This is a genomic window from Rhizobium sp. SRI_017, assembly GCF_057586295.1.
This window is the reverse complement of sequence record NZ_JBYCZP010000013.1, coordinates 94,779-113,966: the sequence shown is the minus strand read 5'-3', so window position 1 is coordinate 113,966 and position 19,188 is coordinate 94,779. Positions and strand designations below refer to the sequence as shown.

Genomic DNA, 19,188 nt, shown 5'->3' with positions numbered 1-19,188 from the left:
CGCCATGAAGCCGGAACTTCGCATGCAATTCCTCGAAGCCATGAGCCGCGCCGCCACATTCGTGGCTGTGGTGACAACCGATGGCGAGGCGGGACGCTTCGGCGTCACGATCAGCTCGCTGACCTCGGTTTCGGCCGATGGCGATCATCCGTCGCTGCTCGCCTGCCTGCATCATCAGAGCCCGGCGGCAGCGGCGATCCTTGGGAATCGCGCCTTCTGCGCCAACCTCCTGCAGGAGGACCAGCACGAAGTGTCGGATCTGTTCGCAGGCCGGATGACGGCGGGGGAACATGCCGGGCGTTTCGATCGGACGGCCTGGACATCAGGCGAACTCGGCCAGCCGATTCTGGAGGGGGCCACGGCGAGCTTCCAGTGCCGGGTCGCGACGTCGGTCTTGTGGGAGACCCATCACATCATCGTCGGCAATGTCGTTTCGGTCGGACTGTCCGATCATCCGGGAGCCCTTCTCTACGGCCAACGGGCCTATCGTCGGGCGGTCCAGTTGCCGGCGGGCAAATGATATCTTGCTGTTGCCGAGTTACTTAACATACTAATTAGTTTCGCGCCCAGGGACGGAGGCGCGGAAACACCCACGCAGAGAGCCGGCAGCAAGATCGGCCTTCGCGCAACAACCGAGAGGGAACTATGGTTGATGTTACACAGGGCGGAGCGAACCAGCTCCGGAAGAATTCACTGGGGTTGATTGCGGTGACCTTCATGGTCATCTCGGCGGCGGCGCCGCTGACCGGCGTGGCGGGCGCCATGCCGCTGGCCTTCCTTCTCGGCAATGGCACCGGCATTCCGGCGACCTTCCTGCTGATGACGATCATCATGCTGGCCTTCTCGGCCGGCTATGTGGCCATGTCGCGCCACGTCAAGAATGCCGGCGCCTTCTATGCCTATGCGGCGCGCGGGCTCGGCGGACGCACCGCGGGTGCTGTCGCCATCATCGCGGTCGTTGCTTACAACGCCATGCAGTTCGGCCTGATCGGCCTGCTCGGCGGTGTGGCGACGGGCGTTTTCGGCCAGTTCGGCATCAATCTGCCCTGGTATGTCTGGAGCCTGATCGCCATCGCGCTCGTCGGCATCCTCGGTTATCGCCAGGTCGATCTCTCGGCTAAGGTCATGATCGTTCTGGTGTTGCTGGAATATGCGATCGTCCTGATCGTCGACTTCGGCATCCTCAGCAAGGGCGGCGCGGCCGGCCTTTCGTTCAATTTCTTCGACAGCACGGCCTTCTTCTCGGGCTCGCTGACGGCGGCGGTCCTGTTCTGCCTGGGCTCCTTCATCGGGTTCGAGGCGACGACGATCTATGCCGAGGAGGCGCGTGACCCGGAAAAGACCATCCCGCGTGCGACCTATCTCTCGGTGCTGATGATAGGCCTTTTCTTCATCTTCACGACATGGCTGATGATCGTCGGCGCCGGGGTCGACAAGCTCCTGCCGACGCTCGGCGCACTTGCGGACCCGACGGCCTTCTTCTTCGACCTCACCGCGACCTATGTCGGCGGACCATTCCCCGCTATCGCCGGCCTGCTGCTGGTCTCGAGCCTGTTTGCAGCACTCAGTGCCTTCCACAACTACATCGCCCGCTACAGCTATGTGGCCGGTCGCGAGGGCCTGCTGCCGATAGCCTTCGGCCGGACGCATGATGCGCATCAGAGCCCGCATGTCGGCTCGGTGGTACAGACTGTAATGGCGCTGATCGTGCTGGCCATCTTCGCAGGTCTTCAGCTCGATCCCGTGCTCAACATGTTCACCTGGATCAGCCAAGTCGGCACGCTGGGCGTTCTCGGCATGATGGCGATCACCTCGCTTTCGGTGATCGCCTTCTTCCGCAAGCAGGGTGGCCAGAACTCGCCGATCTCGACGCTGATCCTGCCCGGTATCTCCGGACTGATCATGGCGGTGTTGTTCGTCTACATCTTCATCAACTTTGGCGACCTGACCGGCACGAAGGGCGGCGCGCTTGGCATCATCCTGCCGGCGCTGATCCCAGTTGCCGCTATCATCGGCTTCCTGATGGCAACCCGCCTGAAGGCAAGCGATCCGGCCGCCTATGCCCGTATGGGTCAGAACAAGGCCTGACGACGGGTTCTCCACCGGTGCCGCGATGGCGCCGGTGGATCTGCTTCGAACGCGACTGGAGCGACAAATATGACCCACCCATCGCTTGGCCCTTCCGGCCATACGGATAGCTATGTCCGCGATCGCCTGCCATCGGCGGACGAATGGCCGGAGCTTCTGCTCGACGGTTTCGACTATCCCGAATGGATGAATGCCGGCGTCGAGCTGACCGACCGCATGGTCGACAAGGGTTTTGGCGACCATGTCGCGCTGATCGGTAACGGTCGCTCCCGAACCTACAAGGAACTGACGGACTGGTCGAACCGCATCGCCCATGCCCTGGTCGAAGACTATGGCGTCAAGCCGGGCAACCGCGTGCTGATCCGCTCGGCGAACAATCCGGCTATGGTCGCCTGCTGGCTGGCCGCGACGAAGGCCGGCGCCGTCGTCGTCAACACCATGCCGATGCTACGATCAGGCGAACTCGCCAAGGTCGTCGACAAGGCGGAGATCAGCCATGCGCTCTGCGATACAAGGCTGATGGACGAGCTGACCGCCTGCGCCAAGAACAGCGATTTCCTCAAGGTGGTCGTTGGATTCGACGGCACTGCCAACCATGACGCTGAGCTCGACCGGGTCGCGCTGAGCAAGTCCGTCCGCTTCTCAGGCCCGCCTGTCGGCCGTGACGATGTTGCGCTGCTCGGTTTTACCAGCGGCACGACGGGCGAGCCCAAGGCGACGATGCATTTCCATCGTGACCTGCTGATTATTGCCGACGGCTATGCGCAGGAAGTGCTCGGGGTCACACCGGACGATATCTTCGTCGGCTCGCCGCCGCTCGCCTTCACCTTCGGCCTCGGCGGCCTCGCCGTTTTTCCGTTGCGCTTTGGCGCAGCGAGCGCGCTGCTGGAACAGGCCTCGCCGCTCAACATGGTCGAGCTGATTCAGCAGCACAGGGCGACGGTCTGTTTCACCGCGCCGACGGCCTATCGCGTCATGCTGAAGGCGATGGAGGAGGGGGCGGATCTTTCCTCGCTCCGCGCCGCCGTCAGCGCGGGCGAGACCCTGCCGGCCCCGGTCTATGACGAGTGGATGCGCAAGACCGGCAAGCCGATGCTCGACGGCATCGGCGCGACCGAAATGCTGCACATCTTCATCACCAACCGTTTCGACGACCACCGCCCAGGCTGCACCGGGAGGCCGGTCACCGGCTACGAGGCGCGGATCGTCGATGACGCCATGAACGAGCTGCCGCGCGGCGAAGTCGGCAGGCTCGTCGTGCGAGGCCCGACCGGCTGCCGCTACATGGACGATACCAGGCAGCGCAACTATGTGCAGGACGGCTGGAACATCACCGGCGACAGCTTCTGGCAGGACGAGGACGGCCGGTTCCACTTCGCAGCGCGTTCGGACGACATGATCATCTCATCCGGCTACAACATCGCGGGTCCCGAGGTGGAGGCAGCGCTGCTGTCCCATGCCGCTGTGCTCGAATGCGCCGTTATCGGTTCGCCCGACGAGGAGCGCGGCCAGATCGTCGAGGCGCATGTCGTGCTCGCAGCGGGACACGCCGCAGATGAGGTCACGACCAAGCTGCTGCAGGACCACGTCAAGGCAGTGATTGCGCCCTACAAATATCCGCGGAGAATCGTCTTCGTCGGCGCCCTACCGAAGACGCAGACCGGCAAGATCCAGCGCTTCCGCATCCGCGAACAACAGAAGCAATGACCGATCAATCGGATCCGCTATCATTCTCCGAGAGATGATTTCTCACGGAGAGCTGGATCTGGTCGATATTGCGCGCCAGGCCCGACAATGTGCCTTTATCGACATCTGCCATGAGGTCACGCACCCAGCCTTCGTGAGCGGCGGCCATCTCGGCGAATGCCCGTCGCCCCGTCTCGGTCAGACGGGCCACCGTGACGCGCCGGTCATCGCCGGGCGTCTCCCGGGCAACGAGACCATCGGCTTCCAGGCGTTCGACGAGGCCAGTGATATTGCCGTTGGTCACCATGGTACGCTTTGAAATCTCGCCCAGACGCAGGCCATCGGGTTCGCGATCGAGCTGGGCGAGCAGGTCGAACTGGGGAAGCGTGGCGCCGAACTCCGTTCGGAGGCGTCGGCGGATCTCCTGCGAAATCAGCTTGGTCGCCGAAAGCAGGCGCAGCCAGACCCTCAGCTCCTGCTTGCCGTCAGCATGTCCATGGAGTTCGTTTTCCAACTCAGCCGCCAATGCAGCACCCCAGCCTTTCTCTCGTTTCTTGCGCACCGTAATGCCGCGAAATGATGTGCGTTTCAATCTCGACCCGAAAACTCATTTTCCGCCCAGCATTTGCGCGAGCATGAAACCGGAACCTGCACCGGTGCCGGCGCCCGGCCAGGTCGGTGCGCCACACAGATAGAGCGAGGCAACCGGCGTCTTGTAGCGGGAATAGCCGGCGACGGGACGGAACAGGAAATTCTGGTCGAGATGGTGCGAGCCAGAGAGATTGTCGCCGCCGATCAGGTTCGGATTCTCGCGTTCGAGGTCGACCGGGGAGAACACCGACCGTCCAAGGATCTTTCCACCGATGCCTGGCGCGTAGCCTTCGAGAATGTTCAACACACGAACGGCGTACGCTTCCTTGACCTCATCCCAATCCGTGCCGGCGATCTCGCCCTTGGCGTCGCCACGAATGCTGGCCGGCAGGACGCGGACCTGAACCCAGAGAACGTGCTTTCCATCCGGCGCGCGGCTCGGATCGAGTGCCGTCGGCTGGCCGACAACCAGCGCCGGCTCTACCGGCAGCAGGCCGCCGGTGGCCTCGGCATAGACCCGGCTCATCATTTCCAAATCAGGCGCGACATGGACATAGGCGAAAGTCTTGAGTTCCTCGCCGGCCTTCCAGTCCGGCAAGCCATCGAGTGCCAGATGGATCATCATCGTTCCCGGCCCGGCGCGGAACTTGGCGATCCGCGCGTCAAAATCCGCGCGCGCAGGATCTGGTGACAGCAGCTTGCCGAAGACCAGTTGCGGGTGGGCATTGGCGATGACGGCCTTGCGCGCCGTCAACACCCGCCCGTCCGCGAGCCGCACGCCCGTCGCCTTGCCGCCAGAGATTTCGATCCGCTCGACGGCATTGTCGAGAATGAGTTCTCCACCCTTCGACTTCAAGAGCGCCGTCATTGAGCGGATGATCGTATCAGCGCCGCCCTGTCCGATGACCATGCCGAAGGCCTGGTTGGCCATGGATTCGAGATAGGGGAAGAGCGCGCCGCCGGCGACGTCGGGCGCGAAATCAAGATGCAGCCCCCAGACCGCCATCATCGTCTTGACCTTGGCGTGTTCGAACCGCGCATCAAGGAAATCGCGCGGGGAGGACAGGAGAAGCTTCAGCGTATCGTACATCCAGCGCATACCCCGCGACCGCCAGGCCTTCCAGGCAACCTTGGCGCCGGCGAATGACGGCATGGGCGAGCCGAGCAGGCCGAAAATATGCGGTGCATCGGCGCCGAATTCGGCGAGCATCGCCCGCCAGGCTGCTGCGTCCTTCGCGGAGAAGGCGGCGATCCGGCCGGCGGTCTTTTCAAGATCAGTGCTGACACCGAGCCAGGTCTGGTCGCGGAACACGCTTGCAAAACAGTCCGCCGCTGGCACGATGCCGAGGCCATGGGCGAAGAGGTCATCCTTGTTCTTATTGAAGAACGCGGAGCCGGCGAACATCGAGAGGTTCATGGCGCAGAGGTCGTGCCGGAAGCCGGGTTGCGTCAATTCCCGCGTCTTGACCGCACCGCCCGGCTCGGCATTCGCCTCGACCACGACGACCGACCACCCCTTCGACGCAAGCTCGACTGCGGCAGCGAGTCCGTTGTGGCCTGCACCGATGACAACGGCATCGTAATTCATCGGCATGTTCCCCTAAAACCATTCTTGTCCTTGGCTTCATATGCAAACATTTTGCAAAAGCCGCCGCAAGCGAAAATATTTGAAACCTAAAGGTTTATTTTCAGCCACCATTGAGGTGATTTTCTTTTTGTGATTCAATAGGATAAACTAGTACACCGCGGCTCGATCCGTTCCCCTCTGCCTCCGCTGCGATACTTGCATTTTCATATTTGCTGTCTTAGCGTTGCCGGCAGGGAGCAGCTACGGCGCGGAGGATTGATCGTGCGTAGCACCTGAAAACAAGGGAACACACCATGTCAGCCAACATTCTCGCCGATGTCGCGAAAGCGCTTCTTTCCGGTTCCATCACGGTGGTGGATCTTACCGCACCGCTCGGACCGAACACGCCGGTGCTCTACCTGCCGCCGCAGTTCGGCAAGAACACGCCCAACGTCAAGGTGCACGAGATCTCGCATTACGATGCGAACGGTCCGTTCTGGGCCTGGAACTGGCTGGAACTCGGCGAGCATACCGGCACGCATTTCGACGCGCCCTGTCACTGGATCACCGGCAAGGACCTGCCCGGCAACACGACCGACACGATCCCGCCGCAGGCCTTCGTCGGCCCGGTCAATGTCATCGACCGCTCGAAGGAAGCCGCTGCGAACCCGGATTACCTGCTCACCGTCGAGAGCATCAAGGAGTGGGAAGCCGAGCATGGTGCGATCGAGGAAAACAGCTGGGTCGTGATGCGCACCGACTGGTACAAGCGGAATGGCTCGACCGAAGCCTTCCTCAATGCCGACGAAAACGGCCCGCATTCGCCAGGACCGACGGCGGAAGCGATCGAATATCTCGTCTCCAAGAAGATCATGGGCTGGGGCCAGGAAACCATCGGCACTGATGCCGGCTCGGCCGGCGGCATGAACCCGCCCTTCCCGGCGCATAACCTCATGCACAAGGCCGGCCGCTACGGCCTCGCCAGCCTCTGCCATCTCGACGAACTGCCGGCCAAGGGCGCGATCCTGATTGCTGCGCCGCTCAAGTTCGTCAAGGGAACGGGCTCGCCCATCCGCGCGCTGGCGCTGGTCACCAAGTAGGAAAATCTCTTCTCCCCTCGGGGGGAAGATGTCCGAAGGACAGATGAGGGGGAGGGCTCCTCGCTCGCGGCACCCCCTCATCGCCTCGCATGCGCTCGGCACTTCTCCCCGCTGGGGAGAAGAGGGAGGTCGCCGCACCGCCGAACCACATCAGGGATTCAGCTGCTGTCATGACCACATATGATTACATCATCGTCGGCAGCGGCATCAACGCGCTGGTCGCGGCGGCCCTGCTGGGGAAGAAGGGCAAGAAGGTTCTCGTCCTCGAACGCAACGACCGCATCGGCGGCTGCCTGCGCACCGAGGAGATCACCGAGCCGGGCTTCAAGCATGATATCATGGCCACGACCATGGTGTTGTTCCTGACCTCGCCGGCCTATGGCGCGCTTGGCAAGGATCTCGAAGCTCGCGGTCTCGAATTTGCCCATGCGGATTTGCCGACCGGCGTGCTGATGCCCGATGGCCGGCATGCGATCCTGTCGATGAACCGGCAGAAGAATGTCGCTGCCTTCGAAGCGTTTGCTACAGGCGACGGTCAGGCGTTTTCGCGCGAGATGGACAAGCTCGGCGCTGACGCCCCCTTGCTGTTTTCGCTGCTCGGCGGCGCACTCTGGTCCGGCAGCATCTTCAAGACCGTGCTCAAGGAAGCCTGGAAGCGGGGTCCTCGCGGGCTCGCCGCCTGGTTCGGCGAGGCGCTGGTCAGCGGCCGGGCGCATCTCGAAACGACCTACAAGTCCGAGGAGATGCAGGCTCTGTTCGCGCCGTGGGTTCTGCATTGCGGCCTTGGTCCGGAAAGCGCCTATTCCGGCGAGATGCTGAAGGTCATCGGCTTCGCCATCGAGCTTGCCGGCTGCCCGGTGGTGAAGGGCGGCGCGGAAAATCTGCTCAAGGCGTTCGAGCGACTGATCACGGACAATGGCGGTGAGATCCGCACCGGCGCCGATGTCGAGGCCATCTTCGAAAGCGGCGGCAAGGCGACGGGTGTGCGGCTCGCCGGCGGCGAAGTGCTGCAGGCAAGTCAGGGCGTGATCGCCTCGGTGACGCCAACCCAGCTTTACGATCGGCTGCTCAAGGGCTCGTCGAAGAGCTCGCCCGCCGATGTCAGCGAAGGCCTGAAAAACTATCGTTATGGCAAGGGCAATATGCAGATCCATTATGCCCTGAAATCGCCGCCGCGCTGGAAGGCGGGCGAGGATCTCGCCAACGTGGCGCTGCTGCATCTCACGCCCGGCCTCGATGGCGTGTCGCGCGCAGCCAACGAATGCGAGCGCGGGCTGCTACCTGCGGTGCCGACCATCTGCGTCGGCCAGCCGACGGCCTTCGATCCGAGCCGCGCGCCGGAGGGCAAATCGATCCTCTGGCTGCAGCTTCCCGAAGCGCCGCGCCATATCAAGGGTGATGCCGCCGCCCACCTGCCGATTCCGCAGGATGGTCGATGGACGGAGGAACTGCGGGAGCAGTTCGCCGACCGTGTCGAGCGCATTCTCGAAAGTCATATTGACGGCTGGTCGGAGAATGTCATCGCCCGAAAGGCGTACTCGCCCGCGGATCTCGAAAAGATGAACATGAACCTCGTCGGCGGCGACCCCTATGGCGGCTTCTGCGGGGTCGACCAGTTCTTCGTCTGGCGGCCGTTCAAGTGGTCGGTGAACCACAAGACCCATGTGCCTGATCTCTACCATATCGGCGCCTCGACCCATCCCGGCCCGGGCCTTGGCGGCGGGTCGGGCTTCCTGCTCGCCTCGTCCTTGAAATAGTGCTTGGAATGATGGCATGACCGAACGTTTCTCCGGCAATGTGCTCCGGCCGCTTGATGGCCCCGAAGCCAAGCGCCCGACCATGGGCGAGATCGGGCTCAACAATTTCGCGCCTTATCTGATGAATCGGGTGATCTCTCGCTGGAACGCCAATCTCGCCGACGATCTCAAGGCGCTCGACATGACGACGGCCAAGATGCGGGCGCTGGCCATCCTGTCGATCACGCCGTCTGTAACGATCAACGAACTCTCGGTCTTCGCCGTGACCGAGCAATCGACGATGAGCCGGACGCTCGATTCGCTCGAGGACCAAGGCTACATCCGCCGCCAGCCGCGGCCCGATGATATGCGCATCCGCGACGTGACGATCACCGAGGACGGCCGCGCCGCCTTCGAAAGCATCTGGCCGACCATGTATGACGATTTCCTCAAGATGTTCCAGGGCATCGAGGAGGAGGAGTACAAGACCTTCGTGGCGGTGCTGCACAGGATATTGCAGAACATCCGGCTGCACGAGATTTAGGATTTGGCCTCGTGGGGGGATCGTGCGTCGCCCTGTCTACCATGACGGATGGCGACAATTTCTATTGCGTCACCTTTGAGGCGAACAATGACGACATAGGGCTTCATCACCACCCGGCGGGTTCCGAGCGTGTCGCCATGAACGCCCATCCCGGAAAACTGGCCGAAATTCGACCGAAACTCCCTGAAGCGCTTGGCAAGGTTGTTCGCTGCCTCCGGATTGACCTCAAGCAAATAGGCCATCTGGTTCAGGAACCAGCGCTCGGCAATCGGCGAGACGATCACCCGCCTCCGGCTCATCAAGCAAGCTTCCGCGCCGCCTTGGCTTCGTGACGACGGATCATGGCCTCGGCTTCGTCGAGCATATCATCAATGTCGATTCCTTCGCCGCGATCCAGTTCCGCAATACCCTCAGCCTCCTCCAGAATGTTGCCGCCATCACCTTCCAGATAGGCTTGCATCGCACGCAGGATAACCCAGGAACGGTCACGGTCCATGGCGGCAGCGATCCGGTCGAAGTCGGCCAGCATATCGCCCGGAACGCGCAGGGAAATTTGGGCACGTGCCTTCTCGGACATCTCAACCTCTCTCGCATCTCAACGAAATTCATTGTATCCCATCGAAATACGGAATTCAATCGCGCGCTTACAGCGTCGCCACCGTCTTCAAAGCCCCATCCAGCGCATTGCCGCCTTCATCCAGAAGAGCTGCCTGCTTCAGCCGGCGCAGCCAATCGGCGCCGTCTTCACGATGACGGAGCAGCGGCAGGGCAGAGAGGACGCGGTCGAACTTCGACAAGCCGCGCGCATGGGTGTCGGAATAGCCCTTGACCAGGCGCCTGACAGCGAGGACCTCGGTCGCAAGGTCGTAATTCTCGGGCAGCAGTTCGGTCGCCGCCTTCAGCCAGGCGTTCATATGCTCCATCTCGCGGGCGTGACGCAGTGTCCCGCGACGGCGGCCGCGGAGTGCCGAGACGATGTAGAGCCCGAGGAACCAGAAGAGCGTTGCCGTCCGAACCCGCCGGCCCTTGTTGACCCGCCTGTCGAGGAAGGCAAAAAGCCTCGGACTGTTTTCTATCCATAGGCCGAGCTTCTTCGGCAGGGTACCGCAGACTTCCTCCATGCGCGGATGCATATATTCGGTCATGTAGACGACCTGGTCGTCCTTGGCGCCGACTTCCTTGCGGACGCGCTCGAAGCGCGACTCGCGCACCTTGAGGTCGGCGACGCGGATCACGTCGTCATAGGCCATGGCGACCGCGACGTATTTCGCGGCCTGTTGCGTGAAGGCGTAGCCTTTGGCCTCGCCACCTTTGGCCCGGTCAAGTGCCAGAAGCCCGGAAACGCGATCGAGATATTCGCTTGCATAGGCCGGATCCTGGAAGTCGGTGAGCTTCTTCGTGCCGGCATAAAGCATCGCATGTGCCTCGGCCCGGAATTCCGTGCGGATGCGGCCGATGAGCTTGTCGAGTTCGGGATGACCGGCCGAGGCCGGCAGCGGGTCGAGCCGCTTGCTCGGCTTGTCCGAGACCGGATCGCGCGGGTTGTTCCGGGCGCGGTCGAAGGCGGCGCCGAAAGCCTTGAGCGATGCCTCGATGCCCTTGCCGCCGGCGCGGATCGTAGCCTCGAAGGCCGCGCGCGGGAAGGGAAGCGCGCCGGAGCCGGCGAGAGCACCGAACATCGAGGCGGAGATGACGCTGCCGTTCTTCGTCGCGAGCGTCTCCATGTCGAAGGCGATAGTGCGCTTCGAGGCGAAATCGGTGGCGTCGACGACGATTTCCGGGTTGCCGATACCGTTGCCCGGCGTCTGCTTTTCGGACACGGCGAAGGCGCGATGAGTTGAGGCGATCAGCGTGGTCTTGTCGGGCGTGACAAGGCCGCGCAGGACCGAGCGGCCGGCTTCCATCAGTTCGGCGGCCATGACGACGTCGACATCACCGGGCGTCGGCATCAGCGAGAAGATCGGCGCATGGCCATCCCTCTCCGGCAGCATCTCGATATAGTAGATCGTCGCGCCGGTGCGCTGGGCGACGCCCGGCACGGATGTGGTCTGCGCCATCCAGCCCTGCGCCTCGGCGAGGCTGACGATCCAGTCGGCCAGCACGCCGCCGCCCTGGCCGCCCATGGCGAGCACGGCGATGGCGAGGGGCTTGTCGGTGGACTGGCGGACGGGGGCCGTCGGATCGATGGAGACATGTTCGTTCATGGCGCGATCCTCACTCGGCAAACAGCACGCGGCGCGACTGCCGGCGGGCCTGCAGCCAGCCGATCACGGCGCCACGGACGCGGGCGACGAAGCGGTCCCAGCCGGTCGGATTGTGGATGATATCGGCACGGTAGAAGGACGGGCAGAGCACGGCGGCCTCCGAGACCTCGCCGCAATTGCCGCAGCCGACGCAATTGTTGTCGATCGCCGCGACCGGATCGTCCTTCAACGGATCGTCGGTATGCTTGACCGAGAGCGACGGACAGCCGGAGAGACGGATGCAGGCGTGATCGCCGGTGCAGACATCCTCGTCGACGCCGAAGCGCTCCTTGACCATCCGCTTGCCGTCCTTCACCGCCTTGGCGAAGAGCGGCTTCACCCGGCGCTGCTTGTTGAGCATGCATTCGGAGGAAGCGACGATGATCTTCGGGCCTTCTTCCTTGGTGGTCAGTGCCTCGCGCAGCGTGTCGCGCATCTTGGTGACGTCGTAAGTGTGGTCGATTTGGCGCACCCAGGTGGCGCCGACGCCTTTCACCGCATTGACGATCGAATTGTTGGTCTTGCGGCGCGGATTGTCGGCGCGGGAGGACAGGATGTCCTGGCCGCCGGTCGCCGCCGAATAGAAATTGTCGACGACAAGAATGACGCCGTCCTGCTTGTTGAAGACGGCGTTGCCGATCGAGGTCGCCAGCCCGTTGTGCCAGAAGCCGCCGTCGCCCATGACCGAGATCACGCGCTTGTCGGCTTTGACGTTGAAGGCCGAGGCGGCGGCCGGCGACAGGCCGTAGCCCATCGTCGTCGAGCCGATATTGAAGGGCGGCAGGATCGAGAACAGGTGGCAGCCGATATCGCCCGACACATGATGCTGGCCGAGCTCGTTCTGCACCAGCTTCATCGCCGCGAAGATCGGTCTTTCGGGACAGCCGATGCAGAAGCCTGGCGGACGCGGCGGCACGACTTCGGCAAGTGCCTTGATCTTTGGGTCGTTGAGAACAGGCGACGGGTCCGGAATCGGCGGCTGGTTGCCCAGCAGGAGCATCTGGTAGGTCTCGATAAATTTCCGGATCCCCTTGACCAGCACCGGCGCGGTATATTCGCCGCCCATCGGCAGCACGTCCTTGCCGGAAAGCTTGGTCTGGATGTCCCGGCGGCGGAGCAGCGTATTGAGGGATTGTTCGATATATTCGGGCGCACCTTCCTCGACCATCAGCACGGCCTTCTTGCCGATGCAGAACTCCGCGATCTCCTCATCGATCAAGGGATAGGAGACATTCATGACATAGAGCGGCACCGAGGATTCGCCATAGACATCGGCGAGGCCGAGCTGCTGCAGCGCGCGCATTACGCCATTGTAGAGCCCGCCCTGCAGGATGATGCCGATCTCGCCTTCGGCGGGGCCGAAATATTCGTTGAGCTTGCGCTCGCGGATGAAGTTGACGGCGGCGGGCCAGCGCTTCTCCAGCTTTTCCTTCTCGTGCGTGAAGGACGCTGGCGGCAGAACTATGCGGTTGACGTCGCGCACCGGATTCTCGAGCGCCTGCCGCAGCGTGAAATCCGGTCGCTTGTTGTCCTTGGCGACGAACTGGCCGTGGACATGACAGCTGCGGATGCCGACCTGCAGCATCACAGGTGTGTTCGACGCTTCCGATAGCTGGAAGCCCTGCTCGACGATCTCGACGATCGAGGGCAGGTTCGGTCGCGGCGTCAGCAGCCAGAGCTGCGACTTCATCGCGAAAGCGTGGCTGCGCTCCTGCATGATCGAGGAGCCTTCGCCGTAATCCTCGCCGATGATGATCATCGCACCGCCGGTAACGCCACCTGAGGACAGGTTGGAGAGCGCGTCCGAGGCAACGTTTGTGCCGGCCGTCGACTTCCAGGTGACCGCGCCGCGGACCGGATACATGACGGAGGCGGAGAGCATCGCTGCGGCCGCCGCTTCCGACGCGGAGGTCTCGAAATGAACGCCCAAGTCTTCCATCACATCCTTGGCGTCGGCCAGCACGTCCATGAGGTGCGAAATCGGCGAGCCCTGATAGCCGCCGACATAGGAGACACCGGACTGCAGAAGCGCCTTGGTGATGGCCAGAATACCCTCGCCGCGGAAGATCTCGCCATCGCCCAGCTTGAGGTCCTCGACCTCGCTCGCAAATGATCTCTCAGCCATATCAGGCTCCCCTTGGCCTCTTTTGAGGCTTCATCTTCGAAACATGCAAAATCATATTTCTTTGCAGCGCCGATTGTCAAATGGCAAATAGCTCTATGTGTTGCAGCGCGAAGAGGCCATCTCATTATGGATGGGCGAGCCATATTAATATGCGTCGGCATATAATTTGCGTGCGAATCGTCCGACAGGCGAAAGAATCCGCTTGCCAGTGGTTTGGCCCTATTTTAAGGTTCAAGTATTCCGATCAATAAATCGACGGCATGGGCGGAAAAGCTTGAATTGCCGGCGAACAGGGGAACGACGGAGCTCATGATGACTGATATTACCCGCCGCCAGACGCTGGGTCTGGGTGCTTCTGCCTTTTTGACTGGTGTTCTCGCCGGCCGCGTGCCGGTGCAGGCCGCTGAGACCGATACGCTGACCATCGCCTTCAACGTCAACCTGCCGTCCTTCGACGCAACGGTCGGCCCGTCGGCGGTCAATCCGACGATCCAGGCGATCTACCGTTCGATCTTTGACCAGTATATCGGCCAGGCTCCCGACCTGAAGTTCGAGCCCGGTTTGCTGACCGCCTGGGGCTGGAACGACGACAAGACCAAGGTGTGGATGGACGTCCGCGAAGGCGTGACCTGGCATGACGGTTCGCCCTTCACGCCTGAGGACATTGTCTGGTCGCTTGAGCGCGCCGCCAACGAAAAGACCGGCAACCCGATCCAGTTCATCTGGTCCACCGCCGGCAACTACAAGATCGAAGGCAACAAGATCACCGGCGACGTTCTGCGTTTCGAGCCCACCTACTTCATGTGGATGGCGTTCCTGACCGGCTATGTCCTGCCCAAGGCATATTATGAAAAGGTCGGCGCTGAAGGATTCGAGAAGAAGCCTGTCGGGACCGGCCCCTATATGGTCGACGCCTATGAAGGCAACGCCTTCCTGCGCCTCAAGGCGAACCCGACCTACTGGGGCGGCAAGCCGGCTTTCGACACCGTGATCTTCAAATTCGTGCCTGACGGTACGAGCCGCGTCGCCGAAATCGAGTCCGGCTCTTCCGATATCACGCTCGAGATTTCCTATGAGGATTTCGACCGCCTCAAGGAGAAGGAAGGACTGGCCGGCATCGCCACCCCGATTTCCGATATCGGCATGATCTTCCTCAACAATATCGAGGTGATGGAGGACAAGAACGTTCGTCTCGCAGCCCATCACGCCATCGATAAGAAGGCTATCGTCGATCGCCTTCTGCGGGGTTACGGCGTGCCGATCGATACGCTCGAAGCGCCGGAATATTCGGCCTTCGATGGCTCGATCAAGGTACCTTACGATCCTGAACTTGCCAAGAAGCTGCTGGCCGACTCGGGCTATTCGACCGACAAACCGGCGAAGTTCAAGATCCAGTCGACGCGCGGCCTGAAGCCCAAGGATTACGAGATGGTCCAGGCCATCGTCGGCATGTGGCGCAAGGTTGGTATCGAGGCCGAGATCGAAGTCTACGAAATCGCCAAGCATTACGAACTGCGTGCCGCCGATCAGTTGGCACCTGCTGCCTTTTACAACTGGGGCAACGCGATCGGCGATCCGACGACGTCGACCGGCTTTGCCATGTTCGGTCCCTCGCCGCACTCGGTGTGGAACACCGATGACCTCGACGGCATGATCGGCCCGCTCTGGGGCGAGAAGGACGAGGCCAAGCGCATTGCCGGCTGGAAGGCTGTCGACAAGTATATTGCCGAGCAGGGTTATGTGATCCCGCTGCTGCAATATGCCCAGCCGGTCGTCTACAAGTCCGCGCTCAAGGTGACACCGAACGTTTCCGGTGCGCTTCAGCCGGCCTGGGTCTCCAAGGCCTGATATCGCAAGGGCGGGTAACTCCGGTTGCCCGCCCATCTCGGCATTTCTTCGGCTTGTTTGCCCCGATCCGCTCGGCTAGCCTCGGCTTCCGCGCGTGAGGCTCCTGTTCCATGCCCTTCATTCTTCTTTCGGTTCTCAACAGATTGGTGCTCGCAGCGGTGACGCTGTTGGGCGTAGCGGTGGTGGTGTTCGTGCTGCTCCGCGTCGTGCCGGGCGACCCGATTGCGATGATGATCTCGCCCGGCTCGACGCCTGAGCAGATCGCCCAGATGCGCGCCCATTACGGGCTGGATGGCTCGATTGCGAGCCAGTTCTGGATCTGGCTGAAGTCGATTCTATCAGGCGATTTCGGAACCTCGATCTCGCTTCGGCGCAATGTACTGGAGCTCCTCGGCGAGCGGCTGCCGGCAACGCTCGAACTCGCCGCCGCCGCCCTCGTTTTCGCCATTCTTCTCGGTGGGGCGATCGCGATCCTTGGCACGCTCGTTCGCAGGACCTTCCTCGAGCCGGTCGTCGATACCGTCAATGGAACGGTGCTGGCGGTGCCCGATTTCATCTGGGCACTCGCCCTGATCCTTGTCTTCGGCGTGTTCTTTCCAGTCTTTCCGCTATCCGGTCGTATCGACCCATCGGTGCAGAACGACTTTGCGACCTCCTTCTATCTGCTCGAAAGCCTGGTGACGCTCCGCTTTGGCGTATTGATCGACATCTCCTCGCACATGATTATGCCGGTGCTGGCGCTCGGCCTCCCGCTGGCCGCGATCATCGCCCGCGTGCTCAAGGAGGCACTGCTCGAAGCCATGGTGCAGGACTATATCCTGCTCGCCAAGCTCAGGGGCAAGTCGAACCTGCGGCTCATCCTGCAGGAGGCGCTGCGCAACGCAGTCGGACCGACGATCGCGCTGACCGGCGTGCAGTTCACCTTCCTCATCGGCGGCACCGTCATCGTCGAGCGCATCTTTGCCTATCCTGGGATCGGCAACATGGCGATCGACGCGGTGATCAACCGCGACCTGCCGCTGATCCAGGGACTGGTGCTGGTCTTCGGAGCGCTGTTCATCCTTATCAATCTGGGCGTCGACCTGCTTGTAGCCGCTTTCAATCCGAGGCTCCGTCATGCGTAAGAGTCTCCGCACCGCCCTCAGGGAGCCCAAGGTCGTCGTCGCCGGTGGATTCATCCTGCTGCTGATCCTGATGGCAATCTTCGCACCTTGGCTGGCGCCGAAGGATCCGCTCGAGCAGGATCTAATGCTGGGCACCCTGCCGCCAGCCAACCAGCCGGGCGCGGAACCCGGCTACTGGCTCGGCACCGACGATCTTGGCCGCGATGTGCTTTCGCGCCTCATCCATGGCAGCCGGATCGCGCTGATCGTCGCCTTCGTGGCGGCTGGCCTGGCGGCACTGCTCGGCACGGTTCTCGGTCTGCTCGCAGGCTGGTATCGCGGCTGGGTCGATGTCGTCATTTCGCGTCTCGTCGATATCTGGATGGCCTTTCCGCCGGTGCTCTTGTCGATCCTGCTCGTCGCTGTGCTCGGCTCGGGCGTGCACTCGGTCATCGCGGCGATCGTCATCATCGACTGGACGCGCTTCTGTCGTGTCGTGCGCTCGGAGACCATGGCCCAGGCGCAGATGGATTATGTGACCGCGGCCCGGACCATCGGCTTTCCCAAGCTGCGCATCCTATTTGCCGAGATCCTGCCCAATGTGGCGCCTGTCATCGTCGCGCTGCTGAGCCTCGAAATGGGCATTGCCGTCATCGTCGAGGCGATCCTGTCCTTCGTCGGCCTCTCGGTATCATCGGACACCCCGACATGGGGCGGCATGATCGCGCAGGGCCGCAGCATCATCTACCAGGGCTGGTGGGTGCTGGTGGCGCCGCTGGTCATGCTGTTCCTCACCGTTCTCGCTTTCAACCAGCTCGGCGACGGATTGCGCCGCGCGCTCGACCCGATGATGCGCCGATGACAGAGCCGCTCCTTTCCATATCAGGTCTCTCCGCCGTCTCCGACCGGGAGAACGGCGCGCCGATCCTGCGCGACGTGTCGCTCAAGCTGGAGCGCGGTGAAGTGCGCGGCCTTGTCGGCGAAAGCGGCGCCGGCAAGTCGACTATCGCCAAGGCGCTGCTCGGCATTCTGCCGCGCACGGTGCGGGTGACGGGCGGTTCGATCCGCTTCGAGGGCAGGGACCTGCTGACACTGCCACCGAAAGCACTGAGCGACATCATGGGGAGCGAAATCTCGCTCATCCCGCAAGATCCGCAGACGGCACTCAATCCCGGGCGGCGCATCGAGGGACAGCTGACTGACGGTTTGAGGATGCGCCGCCGCCTTTCACGACAAGCCGCGCATATCAGGGCCCTCAAGCTGCTCGAAGAAGTGCATATCCGCGAGCCGGAGCGCGTGCTGCGGTCTTATCCGCATGAACTCTCGGGCGGCATGCGCCAGCGCGTGCTGATCGCCGCCGCCTTTGCGCTTGAACCCAAGTTGGTGGTCGCAGACGAGCCGACCACGGCGCTCGACGTGACCGTGCAGAAGCAGATCCTCCGGCTGATCCGCGGCATGCAGAAGGCGCACGGCACCGGCGTGATCTTCGTCACCCACGATCTCGGCGTCGTCGCCCAGATTTGTGACACGGTCACGCTGCTCTATGCAGGCAAGGTGATCGAGGAGGGCTCGACGACCGATGTGCTCACAGCGCCGCGCCATGCCTATACCAAGGCGCTGATGGCGGCCGGACCGCGCTACGACAAGCCCAATGCCGGACTGGAGCCCGTGCCGCAGTCCGTCTTCGAACAGTTGCGCGGCGAGATCGGGATCACGTGATGGCTGAAGATCTTCTCATCGCAAAAGGAATCGAAGTCACCTATGGCGGTGGCGGCCTGTTTAGTGGCGCCGGCCACAAGGTGCTGCACGGCGTCGATCTCTCGATCAAGCGCGGCGAGACGATCGGCATCGTCGGCGAATCCGGCTCCGGCAAGACGACGTTCGGTCGGGCGTTGCTGCGGCTGGTCGATGTCTCCGCCGGTGAGATCAAGTTCGATGGCACCGACATCACGCACGCGCCCGATCACAGGATGCGGCCGCTCCGGCGGCGGATGCAGATGATCTTCCAGGACCCGATGGCGTCGCTCAATCCGCGCCATTCCATTCGGCGCATCCTGGTCGAGCCGCTGCTGTTCCACGGCGTCGCCGCCGATGCGCGCGATGCTGAAGCGCGGGTGATCAAGATTCTCGACCGCTTTGCGCTTCCGAAGATCGTGCTCGACCGCAACCCGCATGAACTCTCGGGCGGCCAGCGCCAGCGCATCGGCATCGCCCGCGCCGCGCTGCTGGAGCCGGATTTCGTCCTGGCCGACGAGATCGTCTCCGGTCTCGATGTCTCGACCCAGGCGCAAGTGCTCAACCTGCTCAAGGATCTCACGCGCGATCTCGGGCTCGCCATGGCCTTCATCAGCCATGACCTCAGCGTCATCCGGGCGGTCTGCGACCGGGTCTGCGTCATGCGATCAGGCAAGGTGGTGGAGGAAGGCCCCTGCGACCAGGTCTTCGCCGCGCCGAAATCGAATTATACCCGTGCGCTCCTCGATGCCATTCCTTTGCCGGAGATCGATCCGGACTGGCTGGACCGCGTGGCCCTGGTCGACGAGACTCCATAAAACGA

General features: G+C 62.5%; 17 protein-coding genes. 11 read left to right on the top strand and 6 right to left on the bottom strand.

The features are described from left to right. Positions 1 to 4 precede the first annotated feature (4 nt). From AC2YI2_RS24750 to AC2YI2_RS24740, 3 genes are all read left to right on the top strand, one after another. Positions 5 to 520, top strand: a complete 516-nt coding sequence (locus tag AC2YI2_RS24750; protein WP_487389180.1) for a flavin reductase family protein — start codon at positions 5 to 7, stop codon at positions 518 to 520. A 125-nt stretch (positions 521 to 645) separates the two neighbouring features. Further along, on the top strand, positions 646 to 2,088 hold the full coding sequence (locus AC2YI2_RS24745; protein WP_487389179.1) for an APC family permease: 1,443 nt from the start codon (positions 646 to 648) through the stop codon (positions 2,086 to 2,088). Positions 2,089 to 2,157: 69 nt separating this feature from the next. Further along, positions 2,158 to 3,795, top strand: coding sequence for an AMP-binding protein (locus AC2YI2_RS24740; RefSeq protein ID WP_487389178.1), 1,638 nt, complete (start codon positions 2,158 to 2,160; stop codon positions 3,793 to 3,795). Positions 3,796 to 3,799: 4 nt separating this feature from the next. On the opposite strand, the gene AC2YI2_RS24735 is transcribed toward AC2YI2_RS24740, so the two are convergent. Continuing rightward, the gene (locus AC2YI2_RS24735) at positions 3,800 to 4,300 is read right to left on the bottom strand and encodes a MarR family winged helix-turn-helix transcriptional regulator (protein WP_487389241.1); all 501 of its coding nucleotides are present in this window, start codon (positions 4,298 to 4,300) and stop codon (positions 3,800 to 3,802) included. A gap of 81 nt (positions 4,301 to 4,381) precedes the next feature. Next, positions 4,382 to 5,953, bottom strand: coding sequence for a phytoene desaturase family protein (locus tag AC2YI2_RS24730; protein ID WP_487389177.1), 1,572 nt, complete (start codon positions 5,951 to 5,953; stop codon positions 4,382 to 4,384). 293 nt (positions 5,954 to 6,246) lie between these two features. Here AC2YI2_RS24730 and AC2YI2_RS24725 point away from each other — a divergent pair, with 293 nt between their 5' ends. The 3 genes from AC2YI2_RS24725 (at position 6,247) to AC2YI2_RS24715 (ending at position 9,312) form a co-directional block, all read left to right on the top strand. After that, positions 6,247 to 7,032 (top strand): cyclase family protein, encoded by a 786-nt coding sequence (locus AC2YI2_RS24725; RefSeq protein ID WP_487389176.1) that lies wholly within the window; start codon positions 6,247 to 6,249, stop codon positions 7,030 to 7,032. 170 nt (positions 7,033 to 7,202) lie between these two features. Then, a complete protein-coding gene (locus AC2YI2_RS24720) occupies positions 7,203 to 8,789 on the top strand; it encodes a phytoene desaturase family protein (RefSeq protein ID WP_487389175.1) in 1,587 nt (528 codons plus the stop codon). 16 nt (positions 8,790 to 8,805) lie between these two features. Beyond that, positions 8,806 to 9,312, top strand: a complete 507-nt coding sequence (locus AC2YI2_RS24715) for a MarR family winged helix-turn-helix transcriptional regulator (protein ID WP_487389174.1) — start codon at positions 8,806 to 8,808, stop codon at positions 9,310 to 9,312. Here AC2YI2_RS24715 and AC2YI2_RS24710 read toward each other — a convergent pair. The 4 genes from AC2YI2_RS24710 to AC2YI2_RS24695 form a co-directional block, all read right to left on the bottom strand. Beyond that, the gene (locus tag AC2YI2_RS24710) at positions 9,309 to 9,611 is read right to left on the bottom strand and encodes a type II toxin-antitoxin system RelE/ParE family toxin (protein ID WP_487389173.1); all 303 of its coding nucleotides are present in this window, start codon (positions 9,609 to 9,611) and stop codon (positions 9,309 to 9,311) included. The genes AC2YI2_RS24715 and AC2YI2_RS24710 overlap by 4 nt on opposite strands. Then, positions 9,611 to 9,889 (bottom strand): CopG family ribbon-helix-helix protein, encoded by a 279-nt coding sequence (locus AC2YI2_RS24705; protein WP_487389172.1) that lies wholly within the window; start codon positions 9,887 to 9,889, stop codon positions 9,611 to 9,613. The genes AC2YI2_RS24710 and AC2YI2_RS24705 overlap by 1 nt, the downstream gene beginning before the upstream one ends. A gap of 67 nt (positions 9,890 to 9,956) precedes the next feature. Beyond that, on the bottom strand, positions 9,957 to 11,516 hold the full coding sequence (locus AC2YI2_RS24700; RefSeq protein WP_487389171.1) for an indolepyruvate oxidoreductase subunit beta family protein: 1,560 nt from the start codon (positions 11,514 to 11,516) through the stop codon (positions 9,957 to 9,959). 10 nt (positions 11,517 to 11,526) lie between these two features. Continuing rightward, the gene (locus AC2YI2_RS24695) at positions 11,527 to 13,680 is read right to left on the bottom strand and encodes a thiamine pyrophosphate-dependent enzyme (RefSeq protein WP_487389170.1); all 2,154 of its coding nucleotides are present in this window, start codon (positions 13,678 to 13,680) and stop codon (positions 11,527 to 11,529) included. Between the two features lie 312 nt (positions 13,681 to 13,992). Here AC2YI2_RS24695 and AC2YI2_RS24690 point away from each other — a divergent pair, with 312 nt between their 5' ends. The 5 genes from AC2YI2_RS24690 (at position 13,993) to AC2YI2_RS24670 (ending at position 19,183) form a co-directional block, all read left to right on the top strand. Continuing rightward, complete coding sequence (locus AC2YI2_RS24690; RefSeq protein WP_487389169.1) at positions 13,993 to 15,528, top strand: ABC transporter substrate-binding protein; 1,536 nt, start codon at positions 13,993 to 13,995, stop codon at positions 15,526 to 15,528. Between the two features lie 110 nt (positions 15,529 to 15,638). Continuing rightward, complete coding sequence (locus tag AC2YI2_RS24685; protein ID WP_487389168.1) at positions 15,639 to 16,652, top strand: ABC transporter permease; 1,014 nt, start codon at positions 15,639 to 15,641, stop codon at positions 16,650 to 16,652. Further along, complete coding sequence (locus tag AC2YI2_RS24680) at positions 16,645 to 17,493, top strand: ABC transporter permease (protein WP_487389167.1); 849 nt, start codon at positions 16,645 to 16,647, stop codon at positions 17,491 to 17,493. The genes AC2YI2_RS24685 and AC2YI2_RS24680 overlap by 8 nt, the downstream gene beginning before the upstream one ends. Further along, positions 17,490 to 18,350, top strand: a complete 861-nt coding sequence (locus AC2YI2_RS24675) for an ABC transporter ATP-binding protein (protein WP_487389166.1) — start codon at positions 17,490 to 17,492, stop codon at positions 18,348 to 18,350. The genes AC2YI2_RS24680 and AC2YI2_RS24675 overlap by 4 nt, the downstream gene beginning before the upstream one ends. Continuing rightward, positions 18,350 to 19,183, top strand: coding sequence for an ATP-binding cassette domain-containing protein (locus AC2YI2_RS24670; protein WP_487389165.1), 834 nt, complete (start codon positions 18,350 to 18,352; stop codon positions 19,181 to 19,183). The genes AC2YI2_RS24675 and AC2YI2_RS24670 overlap by 1 nt, the downstream gene beginning before the upstream one ends. Positions 19,184 to 19,188 lie beyond the last annotated feature (5 nt).

Bases quoted from the DNA above. Each gene is read 5' to 3' on its own strand.
- AC2YI2_RS24690 (WP_487389169.1), top strand. From the start codon at position 13,993: ATGACTGATATTACCCGCCGCCAGACGCTGGGTCTGGGTGCTTCTGCC.
- AC2YI2_RS24720 (WP_487389175.1), top strand. From the start codon at position 7,203: ATGACCACATATGATTACATCATCGTCGGCAGCGGCATCAACGCGCTG.
- AC2YI2_RS24670 (WP_487389165.1), top strand. From the start codon at position 18,350: ATGGCTGAAGATCTTCTCATCGCAAAAGGAATCGAAGTCACCTATGGC.
- AC2YI2_RS24715 (WP_487389174.1), top strand. From the start codon at position 8,806: ATGACCGAACGTTTCTCCGGCAATGTGCTCCGGCCGCTTGATGGCCCC.
- AC2YI2_RS24710 (WP_487389173.1), bottom strand. From the start codon at position 9,611: ATGAGCCGGAGGCGGGTGATCGTCTCGCCGATTGCCGAGCGCTGGTTC.
- AC2YI2_RS24750 (WP_487389180.1), top strand. From the start codon at position 5: ATGAAGCCGGAACTTCGCATGCAATTCCTCGAAGCCATGAGCCGCGCC.
- AC2YI2_RS24730 (WP_487389177.1), bottom strand. From the start codon at position 5,953: ATGAATTACGATGCCGTTGTCATCGGTGCAGGCCACAACGGACTCGCT.
- AC2YI2_RS24745 (WP_487389179.1), top strand. From the start codon at position 646: ATGGTTGATGTTACACAGGGCGGAGCGAACCAGCTCCGGAAGAATTCA.
- AC2YI2_RS24695 (WP_487389170.1), bottom strand. From the start codon at position 13,680: ATGGCTGAGAGATCATTTGCGAGCGAGGTCGAGGACCTCAAGCTGGGC.
- AC2YI2_RS24700 (WP_487389171.1), bottom strand. From the start codon at position 11,516: ATGAACGAACATGTCTCCATCGATCCGACGGCCCCCGTCCGCCAGTCC.
- AC2YI2_RS24725 (WP_487389176.1), top strand. From the start codon at position 6,247: ATGTCAGCCAACATTCTCGCCGATGTCGCGAAAGCGCTTCTTTCCGGT.
- AC2YI2_RS24680 (WP_487389167.1), top strand. From the start codon at position 16,645: ATGCGTAAGAGTCTCCGCACCGCCCTCAGGGAGCCCAAGGTCGTCGTC.
- AC2YI2_RS24705 (WP_487389172.1), bottom strand. From the start codon at position 9,889: ATGTCCGAGAAGGCACGTGCCCAAATTTCCCTGCGCGTTCCGGGCGAT.
- AC2YI2_RS24675 (WP_487389166.1), top strand. From the start codon at position 17,490: ATGACAGAGCCGCTCCTTTCCATATCAGGTCTCTCCGCCGTCTCCGAC.
- AC2YI2_RS24685 (WP_487389168.1), top strand. From the start codon at position 15,639: ATGCCCTTCATTCTTCTTTCGGTTCTCAACAGATTGGTGCTCGCAGCG.
- AC2YI2_RS24740 (WP_487389178.1), top strand. From the start codon at position 2,158: ATGACCCACCCATCGCTTGGCCCTTCCGGCCATACGGATAGCTATGTC.